The sequence below is a fragment of the Bradyrhizobium sp. BLXBL-03 genome (genome assembly GCF_051853015.1).
GTDB classification, from domain to species: Bacteria; Pseudomonadota; Alphaproteobacteria; order Rhizobiales; family Xanthobacteraceae; genus Bradyrhizobium; species Bradyrhizobium manausense.
The window spans coordinates 1413524-1434848 of the sequence record NZ_CP182470.1; the positions used below are offsets into that span (position 1 = coordinate 1413524).

The 21325-nt window shown below is 64.3% G+C and carries 20 protein-coding genes and 1 tRNA gene; 11 read left to right on the forward strand and 10 right to left on the reverse strand.

The genetic code is table 11. From position 1 onward, the window contains the following. Nucleotides 1–91: 91 nt before the first annotated feature. From ACNJX9_RS06740 to ACNJX9_RS06770, 7 genes are all read left to right on the forward strand, one after another. Nucleotides 92–1171, forward strand: a complete 1080-nt coding sequence (locus tag ACNJX9_RS06740; RefSeq protein ID WP_439408217.1) for a transglycosylase SLT domain-containing protein — start codon at nucleotides 92–94, stop codon at nucleotides 1169–1171. 30 nt (nucleotides 1172–1201) lie between these two features. After that, nucleotides 1202–2371 carry a cytochrome P450 gene (locus ACNJX9_RS06745; protein WP_439408219.1) on the forward strand — a complete coding sequence of 390 codons (1170 nt, stop codon included), beginning with the start codon at nucleotides 1202–1204 and terminating at the stop codon, nucleotides 2369–2371. A gap of 475 nt (nucleotides 2372–2846) precedes the next feature. Next, a complete protein-coding gene (gene ssuD, locus ACNJX9_RS06750; protein ID WP_439408220.1) occupies nucleotides 2847–4004 on the forward strand; it encodes an FMNH2-dependent alkanesulfonate monooxygenase in 1158 nt (385 codons plus the stop codon). Beyond that, nucleotides 4001–4807, forward strand: coding sequence for an ABC transporter permease subunit (locus ACNJX9_RS06755; protein WP_439408221.1), 807 nt, complete (start codon nucleotides 4001–4003; stop codon nucleotides 4805–4807). The genes ssuD and ACNJX9_RS06755 overlap by 4 nt, the downstream gene beginning before the upstream one ends. A gap of 20 nt (nucleotides 4808–4827) precedes the next feature. Next, entirely contained in the window at nucleotides 4828–5664 is an 837-nt protein-coding gene (locus ACNJX9_RS06760; RefSeq protein WP_439408223.1) for an ATP-binding cassette domain-containing protein, read from the forward strand. A gap of 31 nt (nucleotides 5665–5695) precedes the next feature. After that, nucleotides 5696–6274, forward strand: coding sequence for a flavin reductase family protein (locus tag ACNJX9_RS06765; protein WP_057757457.1), 579 nt, complete (start codon nucleotides 5696–5698; stop codon nucleotides 6272–6274). An 86-nt stretch (nucleotides 6275–6360) separates the two neighbouring features. Continuing rightward, complete coding sequence (locus tag ACNJX9_RS06770; RefSeq protein ID WP_167354015.1) at nucleotides 6361–6516, forward strand: hypothetical protein; 156 nt, start codon at nucleotides 6361–6363, stop codon at nucleotides 6514–6516. A 116-nt stretch (nucleotides 6517–6632) separates the two neighbouring features. On the opposite strand, the gene ACNJX9_RS06775 is transcribed toward ACNJX9_RS06770, so the two are convergent. The 9 genes from ACNJX9_RS06775 to ACNJX9_RS06815 form a co-directional block, all read right to left on the reverse strand. After that, nucleotides 6633–7781 carry a M20 family metallopeptidase gene (locus ACNJX9_RS06775; protein ID WP_439408224.1) on the reverse strand — a complete coding sequence of 383 codons (1149 nt, stop codon included), beginning with the start codon at nucleotides 7779–7781 and terminating at the stop codon, nucleotides 6633–6635. A 260-nt stretch (nucleotides 7782–8041) separates the two neighbouring features. After that, nucleotides 8042–9427: a sigma-54-dependent transcriptional regulator FlbD gene (gene flbD / locus ACNJX9_RS06780; protein ID WP_439408226.1), complete on the reverse strand. Its 1386-nt coding sequence runs from the start codon at nucleotides 9425–9427 to the stop codon at nucleotides 8042–8044. 54 nt (nucleotides 9428–9481) lie between these two features. Further along, on the reverse strand, nucleotides 9482–9832 hold the full coding sequence (gene fliN, locus ACNJX9_RS06785) for a flagellar motor switch protein FliN (protein WP_057757463.1): 351 nt from the start codon (nucleotides 9830–9832) through the stop codon (nucleotides 9482–9484). Nucleotides 9833–9835: 3 nt separating this feature from the next. After that, nucleotides 9836–10456, reverse strand: coding sequence for a FliH/SctL family protein (locus ACNJX9_RS06790; protein ID WP_057757466.1), 621 nt, complete (start codon nucleotides 10454–10456; stop codon nucleotides 9836–9838). Beyond that, nucleotides 10456–11553, reverse strand: coding sequence for a flagellar motor switch protein FliG (gene fliG, locus ACNJX9_RS06795; RefSeq protein ID WP_057757468.1), 1098 nt, complete (start codon nucleotides 11551–11553; stop codon nucleotides 10456–10458). Before fliG ends, ACNJX9_RS06790 begins: the two co-directional genes overlap by 1 nt. Before the next feature lie 17 nt (nucleotides 11554–11570). Further along, nucleotides 11571–13184: a flagellar basal-body MS-ring/collar protein FliF gene (gene fliF / locus ACNJX9_RS06800; protein WP_439408229.1), complete on the reverse strand. Its 1614-nt coding sequence runs from the start codon at nucleotides 13182–13184 to the stop codon at nucleotides 11571–11573. 192 nt (nucleotides 13185–13376) lie between these two features. Further along, nucleotides 13377–13652 carry a CtrA inhibitor SciP gene (sciP, locus tag ACNJX9_RS06805; protein WP_002714638.1) on the reverse strand — a complete coding sequence of 92 codons (276 nt, stop codon included), beginning with the start codon at nucleotides 13650–13652 and terminating at the stop codon, nucleotides 13377–13379. A 343-nt stretch (nucleotides 13653–13995) separates the two neighbouring features. Next, the gene (locus ACNJX9_RS06810; protein ID WP_057757472.1) at nucleotides 13996–14706 is read right to left on the reverse strand and encodes a flagellar hook assembly protein FlgD; all 711 of its coding nucleotides are present in this window, start codon (nucleotides 14704–14706) and stop codon (nucleotides 13996–13998) included. A 13-nt stretch (nucleotides 14707–14719) separates the two neighbouring features. Beyond that, nucleotides 14720–16348 carry a flagellar hook-length control protein FliK gene (locus ACNJX9_RS06815; RefSeq protein ID WP_439408230.1) on the reverse strand — a complete coding sequence of 543 codons (1629 nt, stop codon included), beginning with the start codon at nucleotides 16346–16348 and terminating at the stop codon, nucleotides 14720–14722. A gap of 361 nt (nucleotides 16349–16709) precedes the next feature. On the opposite strand from ACNJX9_RS06815, the gene mnmA reads away from it, so the two are divergent. The 4 genes from mnmA to ACNJX9_RS06835 all read left to right on the forward strand — a co-directional run bounded on the left by mnmA (nucleotide 16710) and on the right by ACNJX9_RS06835 (nucleotide 19322). Further along, the gene (mnmA, locus tag ACNJX9_RS06820) at nucleotides 16710–17891 is read left to right on the forward strand and encodes a tRNA 2-thiouridine(34) synthase MnmA (protein ID WP_057757474.1); all 1182 of its coding nucleotides are present in this window, start codon (nucleotides 16710–16712) and stop codon (nucleotides 17889–17891) included. A gap of 18 nt (nucleotides 17892–17909) precedes the next feature. Beyond that, nucleotides 17910–18548: a class I SAM-dependent methyltransferase gene (locus ACNJX9_RS06825; RefSeq protein WP_057757476.1), complete on the forward strand. Its 639-nt coding sequence runs from the start codon at nucleotides 17910–17912 to the stop codon at nucleotides 18546–18548. 46 nt (nucleotides 18549–18594) lie between these two features. Beyond that, nucleotides 18595–18960, forward strand: a complete 366-nt coding sequence (locus ACNJX9_RS06830; protein ID WP_439408231.1) for a hypothetical protein — start codon at nucleotides 18595–18597, stop codon at nucleotides 18958–18960. A 285-nt stretch (nucleotides 18961–19245) separates the two neighbouring features. Then, nucleotides 19246–19322, forward strand: a tRNA-Met gene (locus tag ACNJX9_RS06835). On the opposite strand, the gene ACNJX9_RS06840 is transcribed toward ACNJX9_RS06835, so the two are convergent. Continuing rightward, on the reverse strand, nucleotides 19279–20949 hold the full coding sequence (locus ACNJX9_RS06840; protein WP_439410018.1) for a recombinase family protein: 1671 nt from the start codon (nucleotides 20947–20949) through the stop codon (nucleotides 19279–19281). The genes ACNJX9_RS06835 and ACNJX9_RS06840 overlap by 44 nt on opposite strands. Nucleotides 20950–21325: the final 376 nt, after the last annotated feature.

The window sequence follows — 21325 nt, forward strand, 5'->3', positions numbered from 1 at the left end:
ACCTTAAGATTCTACGAAAGAGGCTTAAACCCACCGGCCGCAGGAACATGCAAACAACCTTCGGACAGAAGCCATTCGTAGACTTCGGGCAATGAAGGTTTGGCAGACCAGCTGCATCGTGGCTGTGATCGCAGCCGTGGGGTTCTATCTGGCCGGCGCAAACAGACCGGCCGCGACGATGCCTGATGTCATCCCGCAAGCGGCAGCGAACGTGCCGGCCCCAGCGGACATGGTGACGCCGGCGCTCTACGCAGAAGCATCCGCCAGACTTGCAGCAGCGCTTCGGGCAGAAAAAGAAGAGCTTGGCTCGGTGACGTCCTCGGTGACGTCGGCAGCCCCCGGGTCGTTGAGCACCGGAGCCGAAATCGCCGACGAACCCGTCGGGCCGAAACTGGCGTCGTTGGAACAGGATATCGTCCAGCCGCTGCCGGCAGCACGCGGTGCCTCCGAGGATGCTCCGAAAGCGGCGACGACGCCGGATTTCCGTTATCTGATCTACTACATCTGGTCCGAGGTGCCGCCCGCAGAGAAGCCGGCGGAGACCGTCTTGCGTGCGTTCAAGGACATCCCGGTTGGAACGCCGGCCGAAGAGATCAAGCGCGCTGCCGATGCCTTTGGTCTCGATTTCAATTTCATGATGGCGGTTGCCAAGATCGAATCCGGTTTCAACCCCAATCAACGCACCGGGTCGTATATCGGCCTGTTTCAGCTGAGCCAATATGAGTTCGGCAAGTTCGGCTTCGGGAATATTCGCAGTCCCCGGGACAATGCCGTTGCGGCCGCCTACAAGATCATTACCGAAGGCGTCCAGTTCGAGTGGATCACGCACCGCAAGCCGGACATGAGCGATCTCTACCTGATCCATCAGCAGGGCTGGGAAGGCGCCGCCGAGCACATCAGCCGGCCCGCTCGCACTGCCTGGAAATCCATGTGCGCCACCAGCGAAGGCAAGGAGAAGGGCGAGAGGTGGTGCAAGCGCGCGATCTGGGGCAATGCCCTTCCGGCGTTCAAGCGCAGCTGGAAATCGGTGGACAACGTGACGTCGGAAGCGTTCGTCGGTATGTGGCGCGGCCGGGTCGCCGAATTCTACACCAAATATGTGGCGACCGCCGCAGCGGCGGCGAACCCATCCCTGTCGCCAGGGACAGACGTGGGCAGCGGAGTTCGCTAGTCTGGCCGGCGAAAATCCAGGGAGCCCGCCTTGAGCACCGCGCCGCGCGTCGATATCGACCCCACCTCGTTCTGGGACGATCCCTATCCGATGTTGGCAAGAATGCGGAAAGAGGCGCCGATCGCCTTCGTGCCGCAGCTCGGCTCGACATTGCTGACCAGCCGCGACGACATCTCGATCTCGGAGAAGCAGATCGACGTGTTCTCTTCGCACCAGCCCGCCGGCCTGATGAACCGGCTGATGGGACACAACATGATGCGCAAGGATGGCGAAGCGCACCAAATCGAGCGGCGCGCGATGTTTCCGACGGTGTCACCGAAGACGGTGAAGGCGCACTGGACGGCGCTGTTCCAGGCCCATGCCGATCGCATTCTCGATTCCCTCGAACCCGGCAGCCGGATCGATTTCATGGCCGACTTCGCACTGCCGTTCTCCGGCGAGTGCCTGAAGTCGATCACCGGCCTCACCAATATCGGCTTCGCCGACATGGATGCCTGGTCGCAGGGCATGATCGAGGGCATCGCCAATTACAGCGGCGATCCCGCCGTCGAGGCGCGCTGCCACGCTGCGACGTCCAGCATCGATGCGGCGATCGACGACATCCTGCCGGTGATGCGCAAGAACCCCGACCCGAGCATTCTGGGCGTGCTCCTTGCGTCCGGCATGAACATGGAGAGCGTGCGCGCGAATGTAAAACTCGCGATATCGGGCGGCCAGAACGAGCCGCGCAAGGCGATATCAGGCACGGTGTGGGCGCTGCTGACGCATCCCGATCAGCTCGACCTCGTGCGCAAAGGCGAAGTGTCATGGCTGCAGGCATTCGAGGAATATGCCCGCTGGATCTCGCCGATCGGCATGTCGCCGCGGCGCATCGCAAAGCCGTGGAGCATCCGCGACGTGTCGTTCGAGACGGATGAACGCGTGTTCCTGATGTTCGGCTCCGCCAATCGCGACGAGAAGCATTTTGAGCGCGCCGACGCGTTCGACGTGCGGCGCGACACCTCGAAGAGCGTTGCCTTCGGCGCCGGTCCGCATTTCTGCGCCGGCGCCTTCGCCTCGCGCGCCATGATCGCCGACGTCGCGCTGCCGACGGTGTTCGCGCGCGCCAGGGGACTCGAGCTCGTCGATGACGAGCCGGTGCGGATCGGCGGCTGGGCGTTTCGGGGCTTGCAGAATTTGCCGGTGCGGTGGCTGCACTAGTCGGGCAGGGCCATCCAGCCGAACCTCTCCACGATGCCATCCTACTCCTGTTTTGCCCGACGGGTCAAAGAGTTTTTCGGATAATTCGTAGTTGATCGTTTTTCACGCGCTCCGCCTACTGTGCATGGGGTTGTTTTCGCGTTCTCTGTTCCGGCTCGCGAGGTTCGAGGCCGAACGCGCGCCGCCATCACATCCGCGTGCAGAAAATTTCCATCTTCATTCGCTCCGCCGTTCGAAAGATTAATCACGCGCTTCGCCTCGCGCGCAGTGCTCGCATCGCTATTTTTCCCGATGTCTCGACACTCTTCCCGCTCCGCACCATCATTCTTGAAACGGCAGCTTCGCGCCGACCGGTCTTCCCCTTTCAAGAGGTCCCAACATGAGACGCATCGTCCAGCGCGTGATCGCCGCCATCGCCCTGTCGGTCGGCCTTGTCGCCGCTGCGGTCGGCACGACCTACGGTTAGGAGCCCTCCATGAGCAAGAGCAACATCCTCTGGTTCCTGCCGACCCACGGCGACGGCCGCTATCTCGGCACCGGCATCGGCGGCCGCGAGGTCAATTTCAACTATCTGCGCCAGGTCGCGCAGGCCGCCGACCAGCTCGGCTATTACGGCGTGCTGCTGCCGACCGGCCGGTCCTGCGAGGATTCCTGGATCGTCGCATCCAGCGTTGCCCCCTTCACCGAGCGGCTGCGCTATCTCGTCGCCGTCCGTCCGGGCCTGCAATCGCCGACGGTCGCCGCGCGCATGACCGCGACGCTCGACCGTGTCACGGGCGGCCGTTTGCTGATCAACGTCGTCACCGGCGGCGATCCGGTCGAGAACAAGGGCGACGGCATCTTCCTCGGCCATGACGAGCGCTACGAGGTCACCCGCGAGTTCCTCAACGTCTATAGCGACCTGCTTGCCGGCAAGACCGTCAATGTCGAGGGCAAGCATATCCGCATCGAGGACGGCAAGCTGCTGTTCCATCCGGTGCAGTCGCCGCGGCCTCAGCTCTATTTCGGCGGCTCGTCGGATGCCGGCATCGATGTCGCCGTCGACACGGTCGACAAATATCTCACCTGGGGCGAGCCGCCGGCCCAGGTTGCCGAGAAGATCGCGAAGGTGAGGGATGTCGCCGGCGCGCGCGGCCGCAAGCTGTCCTTCGGCATCCGCCTTCATGTGATCGTGCGCGAGACCAACGAAGAAGCCTGGCGTGCGGCCAACCAGCTGATCAAGCATGTCAGCGACGAGACCATCGCGACCGCGCAGAAGAACTTTGCCCGGATGGATTCGGTCGGCCAGCAGCGCATGGCGCAGCTGCATGGCGGCAAGCGCGACAAGCTCGAGATCGCGCCGAATCTCTGGGCCGGTGTCGGCCTGGTGCGCGGCGGCGCCGGCACGGCGCTGGTCGGCGATGCCGAGACGGTCGCCGCGCGCATCAAGGAGTATCAGGACATCGGCATCGATACCTTCATCATGTCGGGCTATCCGCATCTGGAGGAAGCCTATCGCTTTGCCGAGCTGGTATTCCCGCTGCTCTCGCTGGAGCAGCCGGGCAACGTCACGAAGCTTCACTTCAACGGCGGTCCGTTCGGCGAGACCGTCGGCAGCGATTACCGTCCGCAGCACCGGGTGTCGCAATCATGAGCGTGATCGACAGCGTTTCACTTCCGTGCAATTTCCGCCTGCCGCGGGTCGATGGCCTGGTCCAATGGATCGTGCCGCTCGCCATCGTCGCGCTTTGGCAGATTGCTTGTGTCACCGGTTTGGTGCCGACCCGCGTGCTGCCGGCGCCCAGCGATGTCGCGCTGGCCGGCTGGAAGCTGCTGCTGTCCGGCGAGCTCATCCGCAACATCTGGGTGTCGTTCTGGCGCGCCTCGATCGGCTTTCTGATCGGCGGCAGCATCGGCTTCGCCTTCGGGCTCGGCAACGGGCTGTCGCAGCTCTCGGCAAAGCTCACCGACACCACGCTGCAGATGGTGCGAAACGTGCCGCATCTGGCGCTGATCCCGCTGGTCATCCTGTGGTTCGGCATCGACGAGAGCGCCAAGCTGTTCCTGGTCGCGCTCGGCGTGTTCTTCCCGATCTATCTCAACACGCTGCACGGCATCCGCACCGTCGATCCGCAGCTGATCGAGATGGGCCGCATCTATGGCATGACCGATAGCGAGTTGTTCCGCCGCGTGATCTTCCCGGGCGCGCTGCCTTCGATCTTCGTCGGCATCCGCTTCGCGCTCGGCATCATGTGGCTGACCCTGATCGTCGCCGAAACCATCGCAGCGTCCTCAGGGCTAGGCTACATGGCGATGCAGGCGCGCGAGTTCATGCTGATCGACGTCGTCGTGCTCTCGATCCTGATCTATGCCCTGCTCGGCAAGCTCGCCGACAGCGCCTCCCGCGTGCTGGAGCGGGCGACGCTCTCCTGGCACCCCGCCTTCCAGAAAAATTGAGCAGAAATACCGGGAATCACATGCAGACAGCGCTTCGTACGATCCTTCCCGAAACCGAGTTCGGCAGCCGCGCCAATTCCGCGCCTCACGCCCGCGTCGCGCGCGAGGAACGGCCGACACAGATCAGCGGCCTGCCGCTCAGCATCCGCGGCTTGCGCAAATCCTACGGCGACAACGAGGTGCTGCGCGGGATCGATCTGCACATCCCGTCCGGACAGTTCGTGGCGATCGTGGGTAAGAGCGGCTGCGGCAAGAGCACGCTGCTGCGCCTCATCGCGGGCTTGGAAAAGAGCGATGCCGGCAGCGTCAGCTTTGGCGGCGAGATTCAGGCCGAAGACATCCGCGTGATGTTCCAGGAGCCGCGGCTGTTGCCCTGGGCGCGCGTGCTGTCCAATGTCGAGGTTGGCCTCGGCCGCGATCGTTCGTCGACCGATGCGCATGTGCGCGCGGAGAAGGCGCTTGCCGAGGTCGGCCTCGCCGACAAGCGCGACCAGTGGCCGTCGGTGCTGTCGGGCGGCCAGAAGCAGCGCGTGGCGCTCGCCCGGGCGCTGGTCTCCCGTCCGCGCGTGCTCGCCTTCGACGAGCCGCTCGGCGCGCTCGATGCGCTGACCCGCATCTCGATGCAGCGCCTCCTGGAGCGCGTCTGGCGCGACCAGGGCTTTACTGCAATCCTGGTGACCCACGACGTCGCCGAGGCGGTGGCGCTCGCCGACCGGGTGTTGGTGATCGAGGAGGGCCGGATCGCCCATGACGTCGTGGTTAACGCAGGCCGGCCCCGCCAGCGCGGCTCGGCCGAGCTTGCCGGCCTCGAAGGCTCGATCCTGAACCACCTGTTGTCGGGGGACGATCGTACCTAAATAGAGGGAACCCCGCTTCGGGGATCATGCCATGAATGTAGTGCCCCGCGATCTCATGACCGAAATTCCCGTCTCGTCCGCCGATTTCCGCGGCGCCATGCGCCACCTCACCGGCGGCGTCAGCGTCATCACCGCCGGGCGGGGCAAGGACATCACCGGCATGACAGTGACCTCGGTGACCTCGCTCTCGGTCGACCCGCCGACGCTGCTGGTCAGCATCAACCGCGATGCCTCGTCCTTTCCGCTGATCCGCCGCTACGGCGCCTTCGGCGTGAACATCCTCGCGGCCGACCAACTCGAAATCGCCGAGCGCTTTGCCGGCAAGGGCGGATTGAAGGGGGCCGATCGCTTCACCGGCGCCCGATGGGTCACGGCCGTATCAGGCGTGCCGCTGCTGGTCGGCGCATTGTCGGCAGTCGATTGCGAGGTCGAGGACATCATCGAGCGCCATTCGCACGGCATCGTCATCGGCCGGGTCAGGGATGTCAGGAATTCGGCGCGCAACGCCGCGCTTGCCTATTGGCACGGCCAGTATGTGGCGGTGGATCAGGACGAGGATGCGGCGAGACTGGCCGAGGTCAGCGTTCCCGCGCGCCTCCGCCGCGTTTGATCGCCGGACGCGGGCTGGCCTTTTCCGCCTCATCGCTCTAGAAGCGCCCTGAGCCTTCCCATCCGGGATGGCCGCGGAGCGGAGCTATGAAGCGCGTCGGGACCTGGGCCTTCTACGCCATCGGCGCGTTGGCGATCGCCTATCTCGCGCTGTATGCCTATGCGATGTTTCGCGGCCAGCCGTTCGTGCCTGGCGATCCCATCCACATTTTTCGCAAGCCCGACGCGCCGAGTTATTCGTAAGGCTCGCGAGATCTCGTAGGGTGGGCAAAGGCGCCCTTGCGCCGTGCCCATCGTCTTTCCATGAGTGGAAAGAATTCGTGGGCACGCTTCGCTTTGCCCACCCTACGGCACCTGAATCAGCCCCTCAAAATCGCTAGCGCCAGCGTCTGCGCGCGCGGCACGATGCTGTCGAGCTCGAGATATTCCTCCGGCGAATGGGCGAGGCCACCGACAGGTCCGACGCCGCAAATCGTCGGCGTCCCCACTGCGGCGGTGAAGCCGGAATCGGCGCAGCCGCCGGAGAACTCGCCCTGCAATGTGGTGAGGCCGGCTTGCCTCGCCGCGGCCTGATAGCTTTCGAACAGCGCCTTCGAGCTTTCGCTCTGCACGACAGGCACGAACTCCCCCTTGATCGTCAGCGTCGCGGTGGTGCCCGGCACGTAAGGCGTCGCGATGATCTGTTCGATCTGGGCCATGACGGTGGCGCGATCCCCGGGATCGACATAGCGCATGTCGATCTGGCCCTCGGCATAAGGCGCCGTCGTATTGACCGACTGGCCGCCCGAGATGAGACCGACATTGAGCGTGATGCCCCTGGTGAGATCGGTCAGCGCGTGGATTTGCGTGATCTTGTGCGCGAGCTCGCCGATCGCGCTGACGCCGGCAGCGAAATTGGCGCCGGAATGCGCTGCCTTGCCTGATATGGCCATATGCATGAAGATGCCGCCCTTGCGGCTGGTGACGACGTTGCCGGTGGGGCGGCCCGGCTCGGAGTTGAACACGGCGCGCGCAGAGCGTCCCTCGCGCTCGATGACGGGACGCGAGGAGGGCGAGCCGATCTCCTCGTCGGAGGTGATCAGCAGCTTGATCGGATGCGGGTTGCCGCCGAATTTGTGGAAGGCGGTGGCGACGAAGATGTTCATGACGACGCCGGCCTTCATGTCGGCAACGCCGGGCCCATAGGCGCGGTTGTCGCGAATCGTGAACGGGCGCTTCCCGGCCTCGCCCCTGCCGAACACGGTGTCGCGATGCCCCATCAACAGCACCGGCTTTTCGTTGCTGCCGGGTTTTGCGACCTCGGCGTGGATGGCATCGCCAAAGGTGCCATGGCTCTCGCGCCGGAACGGAATGCCGTGCTCGGCAAAATGCCGCTCGAACCGCGCACCGACCGCATCGACGCCTTCCTTGTCATAGGATCCGGAATCGATGTTCACGACGTCGCGCAACAGGTCGATCATCGCCTGCCGCTGCGACGCCAGCCAATCGGTGATTTGAGCTTCAGACATGTGGTTCCTCGCGTGGTTCTCGGGCGAGGTTATAGGGCTTGGCGAGCGGATGGCCTAGTCAAGTAACGCGGTCCCGTTATGCGAGGAATGCTGTCAACACCGTCATTGCGAGCGCCGCGAAGCAATCCAGTCTGTCACCGCAGAGGGATTTTGGATGGCTTCGCTGCGCTCGCAATGACGAGGCTGGCATCGTGGCCCCAAAAAACAAAATGCCCGGGACTAAGCACGGGCATTCGCATCCTCTCGATCTGGGCGAAACCCTACGCCCCGATCATCGGCATCCGCGGATATTCACCGGGCGTGCCGGCCGGCGTGATCGGGATGCCGCCGTCGGCATATTCGTTCAGCTTGTTGCGCAGCGTGCGGATCGAGATGCCCAGGATGTTGGCGGCATGGGTACGGTTGCCGAGGCAGTGCTTGAGCGTCTCCAGGATCAGATCGCGCTCGACGTCGGCAACGGTGCGGCCCACCAGCGCGCGCGTTACCTGCTCGGCGGCCATGGTGGCATGCACCACGGCGGGCGGGGTCTTGGCGAGGTCGAGGCGGTCGCCGTCCGGGGTGAGGATCGCATCGGGGCCGATCTCGTCGCCTAGTGCCATCAGCACCGCGCGGTGCATGGTGTTTTCCAGCTCGCGAACGTTGCCCTGCCAGCGGTTGGTGGAGAGCACGCGCCTGGCCTCGGCCGAAATGGGGCGCATCGGCACGCCGTTGGCTTCGGCGTATTTCTTCACGAAATGCTGGGCAAGCTCCATGATGTCGGCCGGACGCTCGCGCAGCGGCGGGATCTTCAGATTCACGACGTTGAGGCGGAACAGCAAGTCCTCGCGGAACGTGCCTTCGCGCACGGCATCCGCCAGATTGCGGTTCGAGGTCGCGATGATGCGGATATCGACGGGGACCGGCTTGGTGCCGCCGACGCGATCGATCACGCGCTCCTGGATGGCGCGGAGCAGCTTCGATTGCAGGCGGACGTCCATCTCCGAAATTTCGTCCAGCAGCAGCGTGCCGCCGGTGGCCTCCTCGAACTTGCCGATGCGGCGGGCGATCGCGCCGGTAAAGGCGCCCTTCTCGTGGCCGAACAGTTCGGATTCCAAGAGATGCTCGGGGATCGCGGCGCAGTTGATCGAGATGAACGGACGCTTGGCGCGGGCCGAGCGGGTGTGGACGTAACGGGCCAGCACTTCCTTGCCCGTTCCGGATTCGCCGGTGATCATCACCGATGCATCGGAGCCTGCGATCTGCTGAGCGAGCTTGATGACCCGTGCCATGGCGTCGTCGCGATAGACCAGCTCGCGGGAATCGTTGGCGACGGCGGCCAGCACCGCGGCGATCAGCTCCGGATCCGGCGGCAGCGGGATGTATTCCTTGGCGCCGGCGTGGATCGCGGCAACCGCGGCGCGGGCGTCGTTGGTGATGCCGCAGGCGACGATCGGAGCGTGGATGTGCTCGGTCTCGAGCCGCATCACGAGGTCGCGGATGTCTAGGGCAACGTCGACCAGCAGGAGGTCCGCGCCCTTGCCGCCGCGCAGCACGCGCATCGCCTGCTCGTGATCCTCGGCATGGGTCACGGTGGCGCCGTTGTCCATCGCGATCTTGGTGGCGGTGGTGAGCTGGCCCTTCAATGTGCCAACGATGAGAAGCCGCATGTCAGTCTCCTGTCCGTCTGGTCGCGCGGTCGCGCGTCATTCCCTTTGTTCGCTTTACGCGCGTTCGGTCTTGATGATTTCCGTCATGGTCACGCCGAGCTTGTCCTCGACGAGGACGACTTCGCCGCGGGCGACCAGCTTGTTGTTGACGTAGATGTCGATGGCCTCGCCGACCCGGCGGTCGAGCTCGAGCACCGTGCCGGGTCCAAGCTTCAAGAGCTCGCCGACATCCATCTTGGAGCGGCCGAGCACTGCCGAGACCTGCACCGGCACGTCGAAGACGGCTTCGAGGTCGGCGGCGACGCGCGCCGCATATTCATCCTCGCTGTAGCCGACATCGGTGCCGGCAGGCGGCAGCGGGCCGTTGAGATCGGGCAGCGGGACCTGTCCGTCGGTGTCGCTCATGGCTTAGTTCCCCTTGCGGGACGCGATATAGCGTCCAACCATGTCGTCGATCTTGGCCGCGATGGCGCTGCGCTCCAGCACAACGCCGCCGTCGGCCCACTCGATCCGGCAGTCGCCGGTGGCAATATCGGGCTCGGCCAGGATCACCAGCCGGCCTTCGAAGCCGCTCTGCTTGGCCAGCCGCTCCATCTTCTCGCGCGCGCTGTCGTAGAGCGCGTCGTTGATGCGGACGACCAGATGCGGCGTCGCGACCAGGTGCGAGAAGCAGTCCTTGACCAGCGCCATGATCTCGCCGAGCGGCTCGGCGGCGACCAGGTCCGCGCACAGTTTGCGCGCCACCGCGACCGCGACGTCGACCGCCTCGGTCTCCATCTTGCTCTCGATATTGCCGATCCCTGCGGCAATGCCGCGGATCGCGATGTTGATCTCTTCCATGGCGAGGGCGACGCGGCGGTCGCTCTCCGCCTTGGCCTCGCGCTGGCCCGCCGCAAAACCGTCCTGATAGGCGCGTGCTTCGGCTTCCGCGACCTTCTGCGCGATCTCGGCTGCGGTCGCGGCCTTCTCGCGCGTCCGATCGGGCGCGGCGAAGTCGGTATCGAACAGGAATTTTGCCGGAGCGGCCATCAATACACCAGCTCGTCGTCAGCGCGGTTCTTGGTCAGCATGATCTCGCCCTTGGCGGCGAGGTCCTTGGCGAGATTGACCAGCAGCGCCTGGGCCTCGTCGACGTCGCGCAGGCGAACCGGCCCCATCGCCGCCATGTCGTCCTGCAGCATCTTGGCCGCGCGGGAGGACATGTTGCCGAAGAAGAAGTTGCGGACATCCTCGTTGGCGCTCTTCAGCGCCACGCCGAGCTTGTCCTTGTCGACGTTGCGCATCAGGGTCTGGGCCGAACCGGAATCCAGCTTCACCAGGTCGTCGAAGGTGAACATCAGCGCCTTGATGCGCTCGGCGGATTCGCGATTGTCCTCTTCCAGCGAGGTGATGAAGCGGGTTTCGGTCTGGCGGTCGAAATTGTTGAAGATTTCCGCCATCACCTCGTGCGCGTCGCGGCGGCGGGTCTGCGACAGATTGGACATGAACTCGGTACGCAGCGTCTTCTCCACGCTCTCGATCACCTCCTTCTGCACCGCTTCCATCTTCAGCATGCGGTTGACGACGTCGAGCGCGAGCTCCTCGGGCAGGATGCCGAGCACCCGTGCGGCGTGCTCCGGCTTTAGCTTCGACAGCACCACCGCAATGGTCTGCGGATATTCGTTCTTGAGGTAATTGGCCAAAACCTCTTCCTGCACGTTGGAGAGCTTCTCCCACATGTTGCGGCCGGCGGGGCCACGGATTTCGTCCATGATGCCGTTGACGCGCTCCGGTGGCAGGTATTGCTGCAGCAGCCGTTCGGTGGCGTCGAAATTGCCCATCAGCGCGCCCGAGGCCGACATGCGCGAGACGAATTCGAGCAGCATGTCCTCGACCGTGCCGACCTCGACGGTGCCGAGCGTCGACATTTCCAGCGACAGCTGGCGCACCTCGTCGTCGTCGAGCAGCGACCAGATCTTGCCGCCATATTGCTCGCCGAGCGCCAGCATCAGGATTGCGGCGCGCCGCGGTCCGGTCAATTGCTCCGAGCTCTTGCCGTCCCTGGCCCGGTCGCCGGCACGCTGGCCGAGCGTCGAGATGACGCTGGTGATGTCGTTGGAATTGGCGTTTTGCAGGGAAGCGGCCATGTCAGTTCACTTCTCGATCATTTCGCGGGTTCGGCCAGCCATTGACGGATGATGGCGACGGTTTCGTTGGGGTTGCGTTCGGCAAGCTCGCCGACGCGGTGAACGGACTGGGCGTGGACCTGCCCCTGGACGGTGGCGACGTCGATCGCGCTGGCGGTACCGTTCGGCAGCAGCGTCTGGCCGCCAGCCGGCGCGGCCTCGTCGGATGCCGCGGGGCCCGACAGGACGCCGCTGATGGCGGCGGCGACCTCGTCGGAGGCGAGGATGCGCTTCACCAGCGGACGGATCACCATGAACATCACGACCAGGCCGAGCAGCATCATCACGCCGAGCTCGACGAAATACATGATGTCGTCCTTGGTGAACTGCAGCATGCCGAGGAAGCCGGACGGTTCGGCGATCGGGGTGGTGGAGGGGGCGTCGGCAAAGCGCAGATTGACGACCTCGACCTGGTCGCCGCGCTTCTGGTCGAAGCCGATCGCCGAGCGCACCAGGGTGGCGATGCGGTCGAGCTGCTCCTTGGTGCGATCCTGATAGGCGAGCTCGCCCTTGTCATTCTTGGTGTAGATGCCGTCGACCAGCACCGCGACCGAGATGCGGTTGACCCGGCCGGCCTCGGTCACCTCGGTCTTGGTGGTGCGGGAGATCTCGTAATTGTTGGTCTCTTCGGTCTTCTTGCTCTGGTCCTTTGCCGCTGGGCCGCTGTTCTGCTGCTGGCCGGGGAGCTCGTTGTTGACCGTGACCTGGCCGTTGTTGTCGGCGGTCATGCTCTGCTCTTCGCGGGTCTGGGTCGAGCGCAGCACGCGGCCTTCGGGATCGAACTTGTCCGAGGTCTGGGTGATCTTGTTGAAGTCGAAATCGGCGGAGAGCTGGACGCGGGCGCGCCCCGACCCGACCACGGAGGAGACGATGTCCTCGACCTGCTTGCGCATCCGCTTCTCGAAGGCGGTGCGGCGCTCGTCGCCGAGCGCCTGCTCGGGATCGGCCTGGGCACCGTCGGCGAGCAGCTGGCCGGCCTCGTCCACGATCGAGACCCGCTGCGGCTTCAAGCCGTTGACGGCGGAGGCGACGAGGTGGCGGATGGCGCGGATCTGCTGGGCTTCGAGCGAGCCGCGGACCCGCACCACGATCGAGGCCGACGGCTCCGGCGCATCGCGCGCGAACAGCGGGCGCTCGGGCAGCACCAGATGGACGCGGGCGGCCTGGATCCGGTCGATGGCGCGGATGGTGCGGGCAAGCTCGCCCTCCAGCGCGCGCAGATGATTGATGTTCTGGACGAAAGAGGTGGTGCCGAGCGCATCCGACTTGTCGAACACCTCGTAGCCGACGCCGCCGCCCTTGGGCAGGCCGCCCTCGGCGAGCTTCATGCGCAGGCGGGTGACCTTGTCCTTGGGCACCATGATGATGCTGCCCTCATTGCGCAGCTCGAACTGGATGCCCTGGCGTTCCAGATCCTTGATAATGCTGGAGGAATCCTCGACGCTAAGGTCGGTGAACAGCGTCGTCATCTGCGGCGTGGTGACGCGCATGATAACGAAGGCAAAGAAGCCGATGAGCGCGGCGGTGACCGCGATCATCGCCCCGAACCGGGCGGCGCCGATACCCTTTAAGAAGTCCGCAAGACCTTGCAAGCAACCGCCCCGGCAGATTCGGCCGCTTTCACTGGAAAGGCCGACTGGGCAATTATTGCCTAGGTGATGGTTTCCATATGGTTAACGACGGTTAACAGCCCGGACAAAAGTCGGCCCAAAAGCAAACATGAAAAAAATCGGCCTCGCGGAGCGAGGCCGATTTTCGTCAAAAGCAGCAGATTTCCGGATCGCTTACTGGCGATATTGCTGGATGCGGGTGGTGCGAAGACCCGCCAGACCGTGCTGGTCGATGGAAAACTGCCAGGAGAGGAATTCGTCGACCGTCAGGGTATAACGGCTGCAGGCCTCCTCGAGCGAGAGAAGTCCGCCACGAACCGCGGCAACGACTTCGGCCTTGCGTCGGATGACCCAGCGTTTGGTGCCGGGTGCGGGCAGATCTGCAATCGTCAGCGGACTGCCGTCCGGCCCGATGACGTATTTTACCCTCGGGCGATGGGGTTCTGTCATGGCGTACTCACAAACTCTCAACCACTGAACTCACGCCGTAACCCTACGCGTGTCGGCTTAAAAATCCGCTAAGCCTAAGGCTTCAATACAATTCTCGTTGAATCCGGCTGGAACGAAACCGTCCCGGCGGGCTGAGAACACGCTTTCAGCCGGCCGAGCGGGGTCTTCGTAAATACTTTACTAACTTTTGCCGTCGTCCCGGCGGAGGCCGGGACTCATGCCGCGTGATCTAGCGATGACACGCAGATCGCAATACCAAGGCAAATTCTTTAACTACCGGTCTTCCCCAAACTTCGCCCTGTGGTTATGGATCCCGGCTTTCGCCGGGATGACACCATATGCTTCAGCTGCCGCTGCTGCTCGCCACCACGCTCTTCACCTGGCTCAGCGTGTAGCTGTTGCCGTCGATGGAGAGCAGCGGCGGCGACTGGGTCAGGTCGACGGAATCCACCGTGCCCTGCACCTGGGCTGCGACGCCGACGCTGTTGCCCGAGGCGTCCTTGCCTGTCGCCGTGATCGTATACTTGCCGTCGGGCCATTGCGTGCCGTCATTGCCCTGGCCATTCCAGGTGAACGGAATGTCGCTGCCGGCGCCGGCGGTATATTTGCCGGTGAACACGGTCTGGCCGCTGGAATTGGCGATGGAAATATCGACCGTGGCGCTGGTGGGCACGTTGAGGTGCCAGGTCGCCGACGAGCTCTTCATGGTCGCGGTGGTGCCGTCGACCACCGCGGTCTTGCCGACGAAATCCAGCGCCTGCGTCGCCTGCGTGGTCTGCTGCAGGGTGACGAGCTGGGACAGCGAGTCGTTGGTCTTGAGCTGCTGCTCGACGCCGGCGAACTGCACCAGCTGCTGGGTGAACTGGTTGGTGTCGAGCGGATCGAGCGGGTTCTGGTTCTTGAGCTGCGTGGTCAGCAGCGTCAGGAAGGTCTGGAAATTGCCGGCGAGGGTCGAGCCCGTGGTCGAGCTCAGCGAGCTGGACGAAGCGGATTTAGGAACGTCGGTGGTGCCGGAGACGACTGAGGGCGCGGTGGCGGCATTCGTGGTGGTCATGGCCTGATACTCCTCACACTCTGATATCGACGCCACTGCTCGATCCGAGCATGCGGCCATAGCTGCTTCTGACCGGCAGGCTTGCGGCCTGATCATCCTCGCTGATGATCAGCCGGCGCGAATTGTTGCCGTTGTCGTTGTTCTGGCCGGCGTTCTGGCCCGATGAGTTCTGGTCGCGCAGGCTGAAGGAGAGGCCGTTGCTGCCGGTCTTGAGGCCGGCATCGTCGAGGGCGCGCTGCAATTGCGGCGCGTCCTGCCGCAGCATCTGCAGCGTCTCCGGCTTCTCGACGGTGAGATGCGAGGTGACTTGGCCGTTGCGGTCGACATTGATGCGGACATCGATACGGCCGAGATCGACCGGATCGAGGCTGATGTCGAAGCGGGTCTTGCCGGCGCGCGCGGCCGCGGCGATCTCGACCGGGATGCCGCTGATCGGCACCGCATTCGGATTGGCTGCGGTCGCGGTGAGCGTCGCGGTGGAGGCGGTGACCGTCGATGTCATCGTGGTCAGCGGCGCCTGCACGGCGTTTGCGGCCTGGGTGCTGACGTCGGTGGTGGCGGCGGCGACGGCTGGCGTGTCGGCATGCGCGTGTGCGACGGGCGTGGCCGGCGTGACGTCTGCGGTGCGATTGGCTGCGTCGACCTTCGCATCGGTCGTGGCCGCGTCAGTCTGCGGCTTTGGGCCTTGCGGATGCGCGGCGGCGGCCGTCGGCGTTGCGGAGTTTTGGGCTGGTGTCGCCGTCTGCGCGGTCTTGGCCGGGTCCTGGCCAATATTGGAGACGTCGGTCTGGCCTTGCGTTGTGACAACCGCCTTGAACGAAGACTTCGGCGTGCCCTGGTCGACCGCGGTGACTTGCGCGGCCTTTGCCGTGACATCGGTTGCAGTGGTGTCCGAGTTTGCGACAGCCACCTCGGTCAGCGCGGCCTTCGCGTCGGTGCTCTTGCCATCCCCGGTCTTGGCGGCCTTGCCGGCCGCATCGGTTTTGCTGCCTGATATCTGCGCCGTGATCGAGGCGCTGGCGGCGATGCCGGCCGCTGCAATCGTCAACGGCGACGAAGCCGCGCTGGTGACCTGGTTTGCCGCGGCATTCGGATCGACCGGCACCACGGGTGCTGCAACGGGAACGGCGGTCGGATCGGGCGTCGCAGCCGGCGTCGCGGTCTGCGCGGCGGAGGCATCCACCGCGGCGGCGAGGCCGTCGGTGCTGTCGGTCTTGACGTCCTTGCTGGCGTCCTTGGCGTCGCCCGCCTTGGTGGTGGACGCGTCGGCCTTGTCCTTGGATTTCCCGTCGGCCTTGGCTGGCGCGGCCGGCGTGTCGCTGGCGGGCGTCGTTGTCTGGGAATTCGTGTCGTCGCTCGCCTTGCTCTGCGAGGACTGGTCTGTCGAGGCGCTGTTGCTGCTCCGGTCCGACGACCCGGACGACGATGAGTTGGATGAGGCGTCACTGCGCCGCGGTGCGTTGTCCTGGTTCGAGGACGGGGCGCTGTTGCTGATGGCGTTGTTGATCGCCTGGGTATTGCTGTCGACGAGGTCGCCAAAGGAGGAACTCGGCGTCTGGTCCTTGGTCTGCGGCCGGGCAGGCTTCGCTTGCGCGCTCGAGACCTGCGCAGTCGCCGCTACGTCTGATGTGTGACCAACCACAGGCGACCCCTTGAAAACGTCTTCGGACGAGGAGGTTAGCAAGGAGCGGGCCAATCCCACGTTTCGATATTTTATACAGTAAAATCAATTATTTGACGGGTTGGAGCAATCGCTCTGGGCCCGCCCGCCGCCCCGTCATTTCTGCCGCCCCGGCAAGAATTGCCTGAAAGCTTGCGGCCGCCATGATTGCTTCACCCGAATGCCGCCTATATTAAAGGGTGCTCTCAGCCGCTTTCGACCGGGCCAGCCAGTGCCCCCGAGGGAACCAGAGGTTCCCGGGGACCGTTGACGCCCCGGCCCAAGTGACCCGGAAGCACAACAGGAATCGCGGGAAACGCCGCCGTCACGTCAGCTTAAGCCCATGCTCAACAGTCTGGATCTCGAAGGCCGTCCTGAGGATACCAGGGTCGTCGTTGCCATGTCGGGCGGCGTCGACTCCTCGACCACGGCTGCGCTGCTCAAGGCGGAGGGCTATGACGTCGTCGGCATCACGCTGCAGCTCTACGACCATGGCGCGGCCACCCATCGCAAGGGCGCCTGCTGCGCCGGCCAGGACATCCACGACGCCCGCGACGTCGCGGCCAAGCTCGGCATTCCCCATTACGTGCTCGATTACGAGGACCGCTTTCGCGAGTCCGTCATCGACGTCTTTGCCGATAGCTACGCGCTCGGCGAGACGCCGGTGCCGTGCATCGAGTGCAACCGATCAGTCAAGTTCCGCGACCTCCTGAAGACCGCGCGCGAGCTCGGGGCGCAGGCGCTCGCCACCGGCCATTACGTCGCCTCGCGCCGCCGCGTTGACGGCTCGCGCGCGCTGGTTTGCGCGGCAGATGCCGATCGCGACCAGAGCTACTTCCTGTTTGCGACCACGCAAGAGCAGCTCGACTTCCTGCGCTTTCCGCTCGGCGACATGACCAAGCCCGAGACGCGCGAGCTCGCGCGCCGCTTCGGTCTTTCGGTTGCCGACAAGCACGACAGCCAGGACATCTGCTTCGTGCCCACGGGCCGCTACACCGACATCATCACCCGCCTGCGTCCGAACGCGATGGACCCCGGCGACATCGTCGATCTCGATGGACGCGTGCTCGGCCAGCATCACGGCATTGCCAATTTCACCATCGGCCAGCGCCGCGGCCTCGGCATCGCCGCTGCCGCGCCGTTTTACGTGGTGCGCCTCGATGCAGCCAACCGCCGCGTCGTCGTCGGCCCGCGCGAGGCGCTGAAGATGCACCGCATCACCTTGCGTGACGTCAACTGGATCGGCGGCGGCGAAATCGACAGCGCCATCGGGGGCGGGCTCGAGCTGTTCGTCCGCGTGCGCTCGACCCGCAGCCCGCAGCCGGCCTGGCTGCGCGGAGCTGATGGTACTTACGAGGTCGAGCTCGTCGCCGGCGAAGAGGGCGTCTCGCCGGGACAAGCCTGCGTCTTCTACGACGCAGCCTCAGGGCAGGCGCGCGTGCTCGGCGGCGGCTTCATCCAGAGCGCAGCCGCGAAGGTCGCGAGCAACACGGCGAGGCCGCTGGTGGAAGCGGTTCGCGGCTAAATCTTCAGGGCAGGGGGCATGGCAGCAGACATCTCGCGGGCCGGGGTCGAGAAGGCCTATGGCCGCTGGGCGCCGGTCTATGATCTCGTGTTCGGCAAGGTGTTCGATGCCGGCAGGCAGTCGACCATCGCCGAGGCCGACCGCATCGGCGGTCGCATCCTCGACGTCGGCGTCGGCACCGGCCTCTCGCTGTCGGATTATTCGCGCACCACAAAAATCTGCGGCGTCGACATTTCCGAGCCGATGCTGCGCAAGGCGCAGCAGCGCGTGCGGAGCCTGCGTCTCTCCAATGTCGAAGTGCTCTCGGTGATGGACGCGAAGAATCTCGCCTTCCCCGACAATTCGTTCGACGCGGTGGTCGCGCAATATGTCATCACCGCGGTGCCCGATCCCGAAGGCACGCTCGACGAGTTCGTGCGCGTGCTGAGGCCCGGCGGCGAGCTGATCCTGGTCAACCACATCGGCGCGGAAAAGGGTCTGCGCAAGCTCTCCGAGCTCGCCTTCGCGCCGCTCGCGCGCCGCCTCGGCTGGCGCCCGGAATTCCCATGGGCCCGCCTCGTCAATTGGGCCGCCAGGCACGGCGGCGTCACGCTGGCGGAACGCCGCCCGATGCCGCCGATGGGGCACTTTTCGTTGATCCGCTACCGCAAATCGTAATGTCCGGCGGTGGGAACAGCGCGCGCGCCTAGCGCGTTTCCTTCCCATGCGCACGACATCAAACATCATCTTTGCGGGTCTCGTGATCGCAGCCTTTGGGCCGGCGATCGCACAGGCCCCGCCCGCCCCGGCGACGCCGCCGCAAGCGACCGCGCCGCCATCCCCGCAACACGCCGCCGCCGACTGCGCCCCGCAGGAGCGCCCCAACCGCGCCACCGCGCCCGACGGCACCACCACCGGTCAATCGAGGGAACCGCTCGGCGATAAATTGGCCAAATCCGACGGCGTGCTCTGCCCGCCCGCCGGCGTCGACCCCGAAATGCACGCCCCGGCGCCGTCAACCGACGGCAAAATGCCCGTGATCCCGCCCCCCGGCAGCCCCGGCGGCGACCCCAATGTGAAGCCGAAATAAGAGAATTTCCGCGCGCTCCGCGTCACTTCACCTCTCCCCGCCTGCGGGGAGAGGCCGGAATCCGCGCGGGAAGCGCGGATTCCGGGTGAGGGGGACTCTCTGCGAGCCTGGTGTCCGAAATCACCCGCCCGCCGCCTAAAATCGTGGATTCCGGTGCGAAATCAGCCCCAAACGGCCTTGTCGCGCCGAAGCTTTTAGCGAAGGCGGATTGACTTCCCACCGCCCCCTTCCTTATATGCCGCGCGTTCGCGAGATCGGCCGTTTCGGCCGCCGCGATCGGCTCGTGGCGGGGTAGCTCAGCTGGTTAGAGCACGGGAATCATAATCCTGGGGTCGGGGGTTCGAGTCCCTCCCCCGCTACCACGTATGACCCACTATTATGGTGGGCCTCCGGAAAGAGCCCTCCGCCGACCAGTGCGGCCAGCTTTCCCTTGACCTCGACCTCGAAGCCTTCCCAAGGGCCCTTGGGGTGGATAATGACGCTGTGCACAAGCGACCTGAAGTCAGCGACCAACGTGCCGCGGTCGTCCTCCGCGCTTGCGTGGCTTGCGATCGTGTCGGCAAGCGCATTGACGGTCTCGATGTAGCGGTCCAGCGTTGCCGGATGCAGAGAGATGGGGGTAGGGGCCTCCTCGAGGGCAGCCAGTTCCGCCTCGACGCGCAACCGCTCATCCTTCAGCTCCGCAATCCGTTGCTTGGCATCCTCCTCAGAAATCACATACCTGATCACGAGATCAATGTTGCGCTGACGCTCGCCTTCGATCCGGTCACGTTTAGCCTCTAGCCGAAGGCGCTCCGCGGAAGCGTTCCCCGCAAGCCGCTCTCGCTCACTGTTGTAGTTGCGGACGTAGGTCTCGATCAGCCGTGGGTCCTTCAACTCCTCGACCATGCCGCTGAGCACAAGTCTTTCGATGTCACGCAGATAGATGATCCTGCGATTCGAACAACTGCCATTCTCGCGCACAGCCGAGCAGCGAATCCTGGTCTTTCCGGTCTTGTCGCGATCGTGAACTGACATGCCAGATCCGCAACAACCGCACCGCAGCAGACCCGATAGGAGATGCGGCGCCCGTCGCTTCATGTGGCTGGCCAAATGCCCCTTCTCAGTCTTCAGGGCCTGCGCCTGCTCCCAAACCGACTGTTCGACGATCCGCAGTTGAGGCACATCAATGCTCTGCCACTCCTCGCGAGGGTTGGGGCGAGACAATCGTTTGCCTGTATCGGGATCCTTCACCATCCGGACCTTGTTCCAGACAATACGGCCAGCATAGAGTTCATTGAAGATGAGCCCCGTCCCGCGCTTGGCGTTGCCGTTGATCGTCGACGCATTCCATCGCCGACCTCGCGGTGGATGGATGTTTTCCCGATTGAGATCCTGCGCGATCTCTCGGGGCCCTCGTCCGGCTGCGTATGATGCAAAAATCCGTCGGACGATCGTAGCTTCGTCTTCGACGATTTCGAGCTCACCGGGTTTGCCGGCTATTGCTCGATATCCGTACGCACGCCCTCCCGCGTGTCGACCATCGCGCACTACGCCGGCCATACCGCGGCGGACTTTCTTCGCCCCGTCCTCGCGCTGCATCTGTCCGACGAGGCCGCGGATTCCAATCAAAATTGAGTCCGCAGTGCCATCATGGACCGCCTGAATCTCGATCCCCTGGAAAGACAGTCTTTTGTGGATGCCGGCCAGATCCTCCATGTCACGTGAGAGCCGGTCCAATGCCTCTACGATCACCACCGTGAAACGATGCTGACGTGCAGCGTCCATAAGCTGCATCAAACCATCGCGGCCGAATACCGATGCCCCAGAACGCGCCTTGTCTTCAAAGGTAGCAACGACATCGAGTTGGTGACGAGCCGCATAGGCGCGGCACAGCGCAATCTGGTCTTCAGTCGATTTTTCGTTTTGAAGCTCGGTGGAGAACCGAGCATAGATCGCCGCGGGTTTCATCTCGAATACCAGTCCTGATGGGCTTGTCGCCAGCGGCATCAAGATAGTTCTTCATGAGGCGCTCGCTATCGAGAAGATGATCGCGCCTAGCATCGGCGATTGCAAGTGCTTCAACAAATCGGACCAAAGCAGGATCTAATTCGCCTGAGGTTGCGCGCCCTGGTACGCGATCGACTACTCCCATCAATCTCGCGCGCTTCATCCCAGTAGGATGCAACGATAACTTGAGAAAAGGCAGGCCTTTTTGCTCGGTCGTTGAATCGAATGTTATGGCGTAGAAAAAGGACGGCCACTTCGAAACTCGAGATATAAGTTTCGACCAGCTATCGGTATAGCAAGTACTCCACGAGTAGCGTGGTTAGTACCGGGATCGCTCCCAGCACCAGAATTGATCCACGACTTTGACGCTGCAGCA

Excerpts from the sequence above, each read along its gene's own strand:
- ACNJX9_RS06740 (WP_439408217.1), top strand. The coding sequence starts at position 92 with ATGAAGGTTTGGCAGACCAGCTGCATCGTGGCTGTGATCGCAGCCGTG.
- ssuD (WP_439408220.1), top strand. The coding sequence starts at position 2,847 with ATGAGCAAGAGCAACATCCTCTGGTTCCTGCCGACCCACGGCGACGGC.
- ACNJX9_RS06755 (WP_439408221.1), top strand. The coding sequence starts at position 4,001 with ATGAGCGTGATCGACAGCGTTTCACTTCCGTGCAATTTCCGCCTGCCG.
- ACNJX9_RS06760 (WP_439408223.1), top strand. The coding sequence starts at position 4,828 with ATGCAGACAGCGCTTCGTACGATCCTTCCCGAAACCGAGTTCGGCAGC.
- ACNJX9_RS06765 (WP_057757457.1), top strand. The coding sequence starts at position 5,696 with ATGAATGTAGTGCCCCGCGATCTCATGACCGAAATTCCCGTCTCGTCC.
- ACNJX9_RS06770 (WP_167354015.1), top strand. The coding sequence starts at position 6,361 with ATGAAGCGCGTCGGGACCTGGGCCTTCTACGCCATCGGCGCGTTGGCG.
- ACNJX9_RS06775 (WP_439408224.1), bottom strand. The coding sequence starts at position 7,781 with ATGTCTGAAGCTCAAATCACCGATTGGCTGGCGTCGCAGCGGCAGGCG.
- flbD (WP_439408226.1), bottom strand. The coding sequence starts at position 9,427 with ATGCGGCTTCTCATCGTTGGCACATTGAAGGGCCAGCTCACCACCGCC.
- fliN (WP_057757463.1), bottom strand. The coding sequence starts at position 9,832 with ATGAGCGACACCGACGGACAGGTCCCGCTGCCCGATCTCAACGGCCCG.
- ACNJX9_RS06790 (WP_057757466.1), bottom strand. The coding sequence starts at position 10,456 with ATGGCCGCTCCGGCAAAATTCCTGTTCGATACCGACTTCGCCGCGCCC.
- fliG (WP_057757468.1), bottom strand. The coding sequence starts at position 11,553 with ATGGCCGCTTCCCTGCAAAACGCCAATTCCAACGACATCACCAGCGTC.
- sciP (WP_002714638.1), bottom strand. The coding sequence starts at position 13,652 with ATGACAGAACCCCATCGCCCGAGGGTAAAATACGTCATCGGGCCGGAC.
- ACNJX9_RS06810 (WP_057757472.1), bottom strand. The coding sequence starts at position 14,706 with ATGACCACCACGAATGCCGCCACCGCGCCCTCAGTCGTCTCCGGCACC.
- mnmA (WP_057757474.1), top strand. The coding sequence starts at position 16,710 with ATGCTCAACAGTCTGGATCTCGAAGGCCGTCCTGAGGATACCAGGGTC.
- ACNJX9_RS06825 (WP_057757476.1), top strand. The coding sequence starts at position 17,910 with ATGGCAGCAGACATCTCGCGGGCCGGGGTCGAGAAGGCCTATGGCCGC.
- ACNJX9_RS06830 (WP_439408231.1), top strand. The coding sequence starts at position 18,595 with ATGCGCACGACATCAAACATCATCTTTGCGGGTCTCGTGATCGCAGCC.
- ACNJX9_RS06840 (WP_439410018.1), bottom strand. The coding sequence starts at position 20,949 with ATGCCGCTGGCGACAAGCCCATCAGGACTGGTATTCGAGATGAAACCC.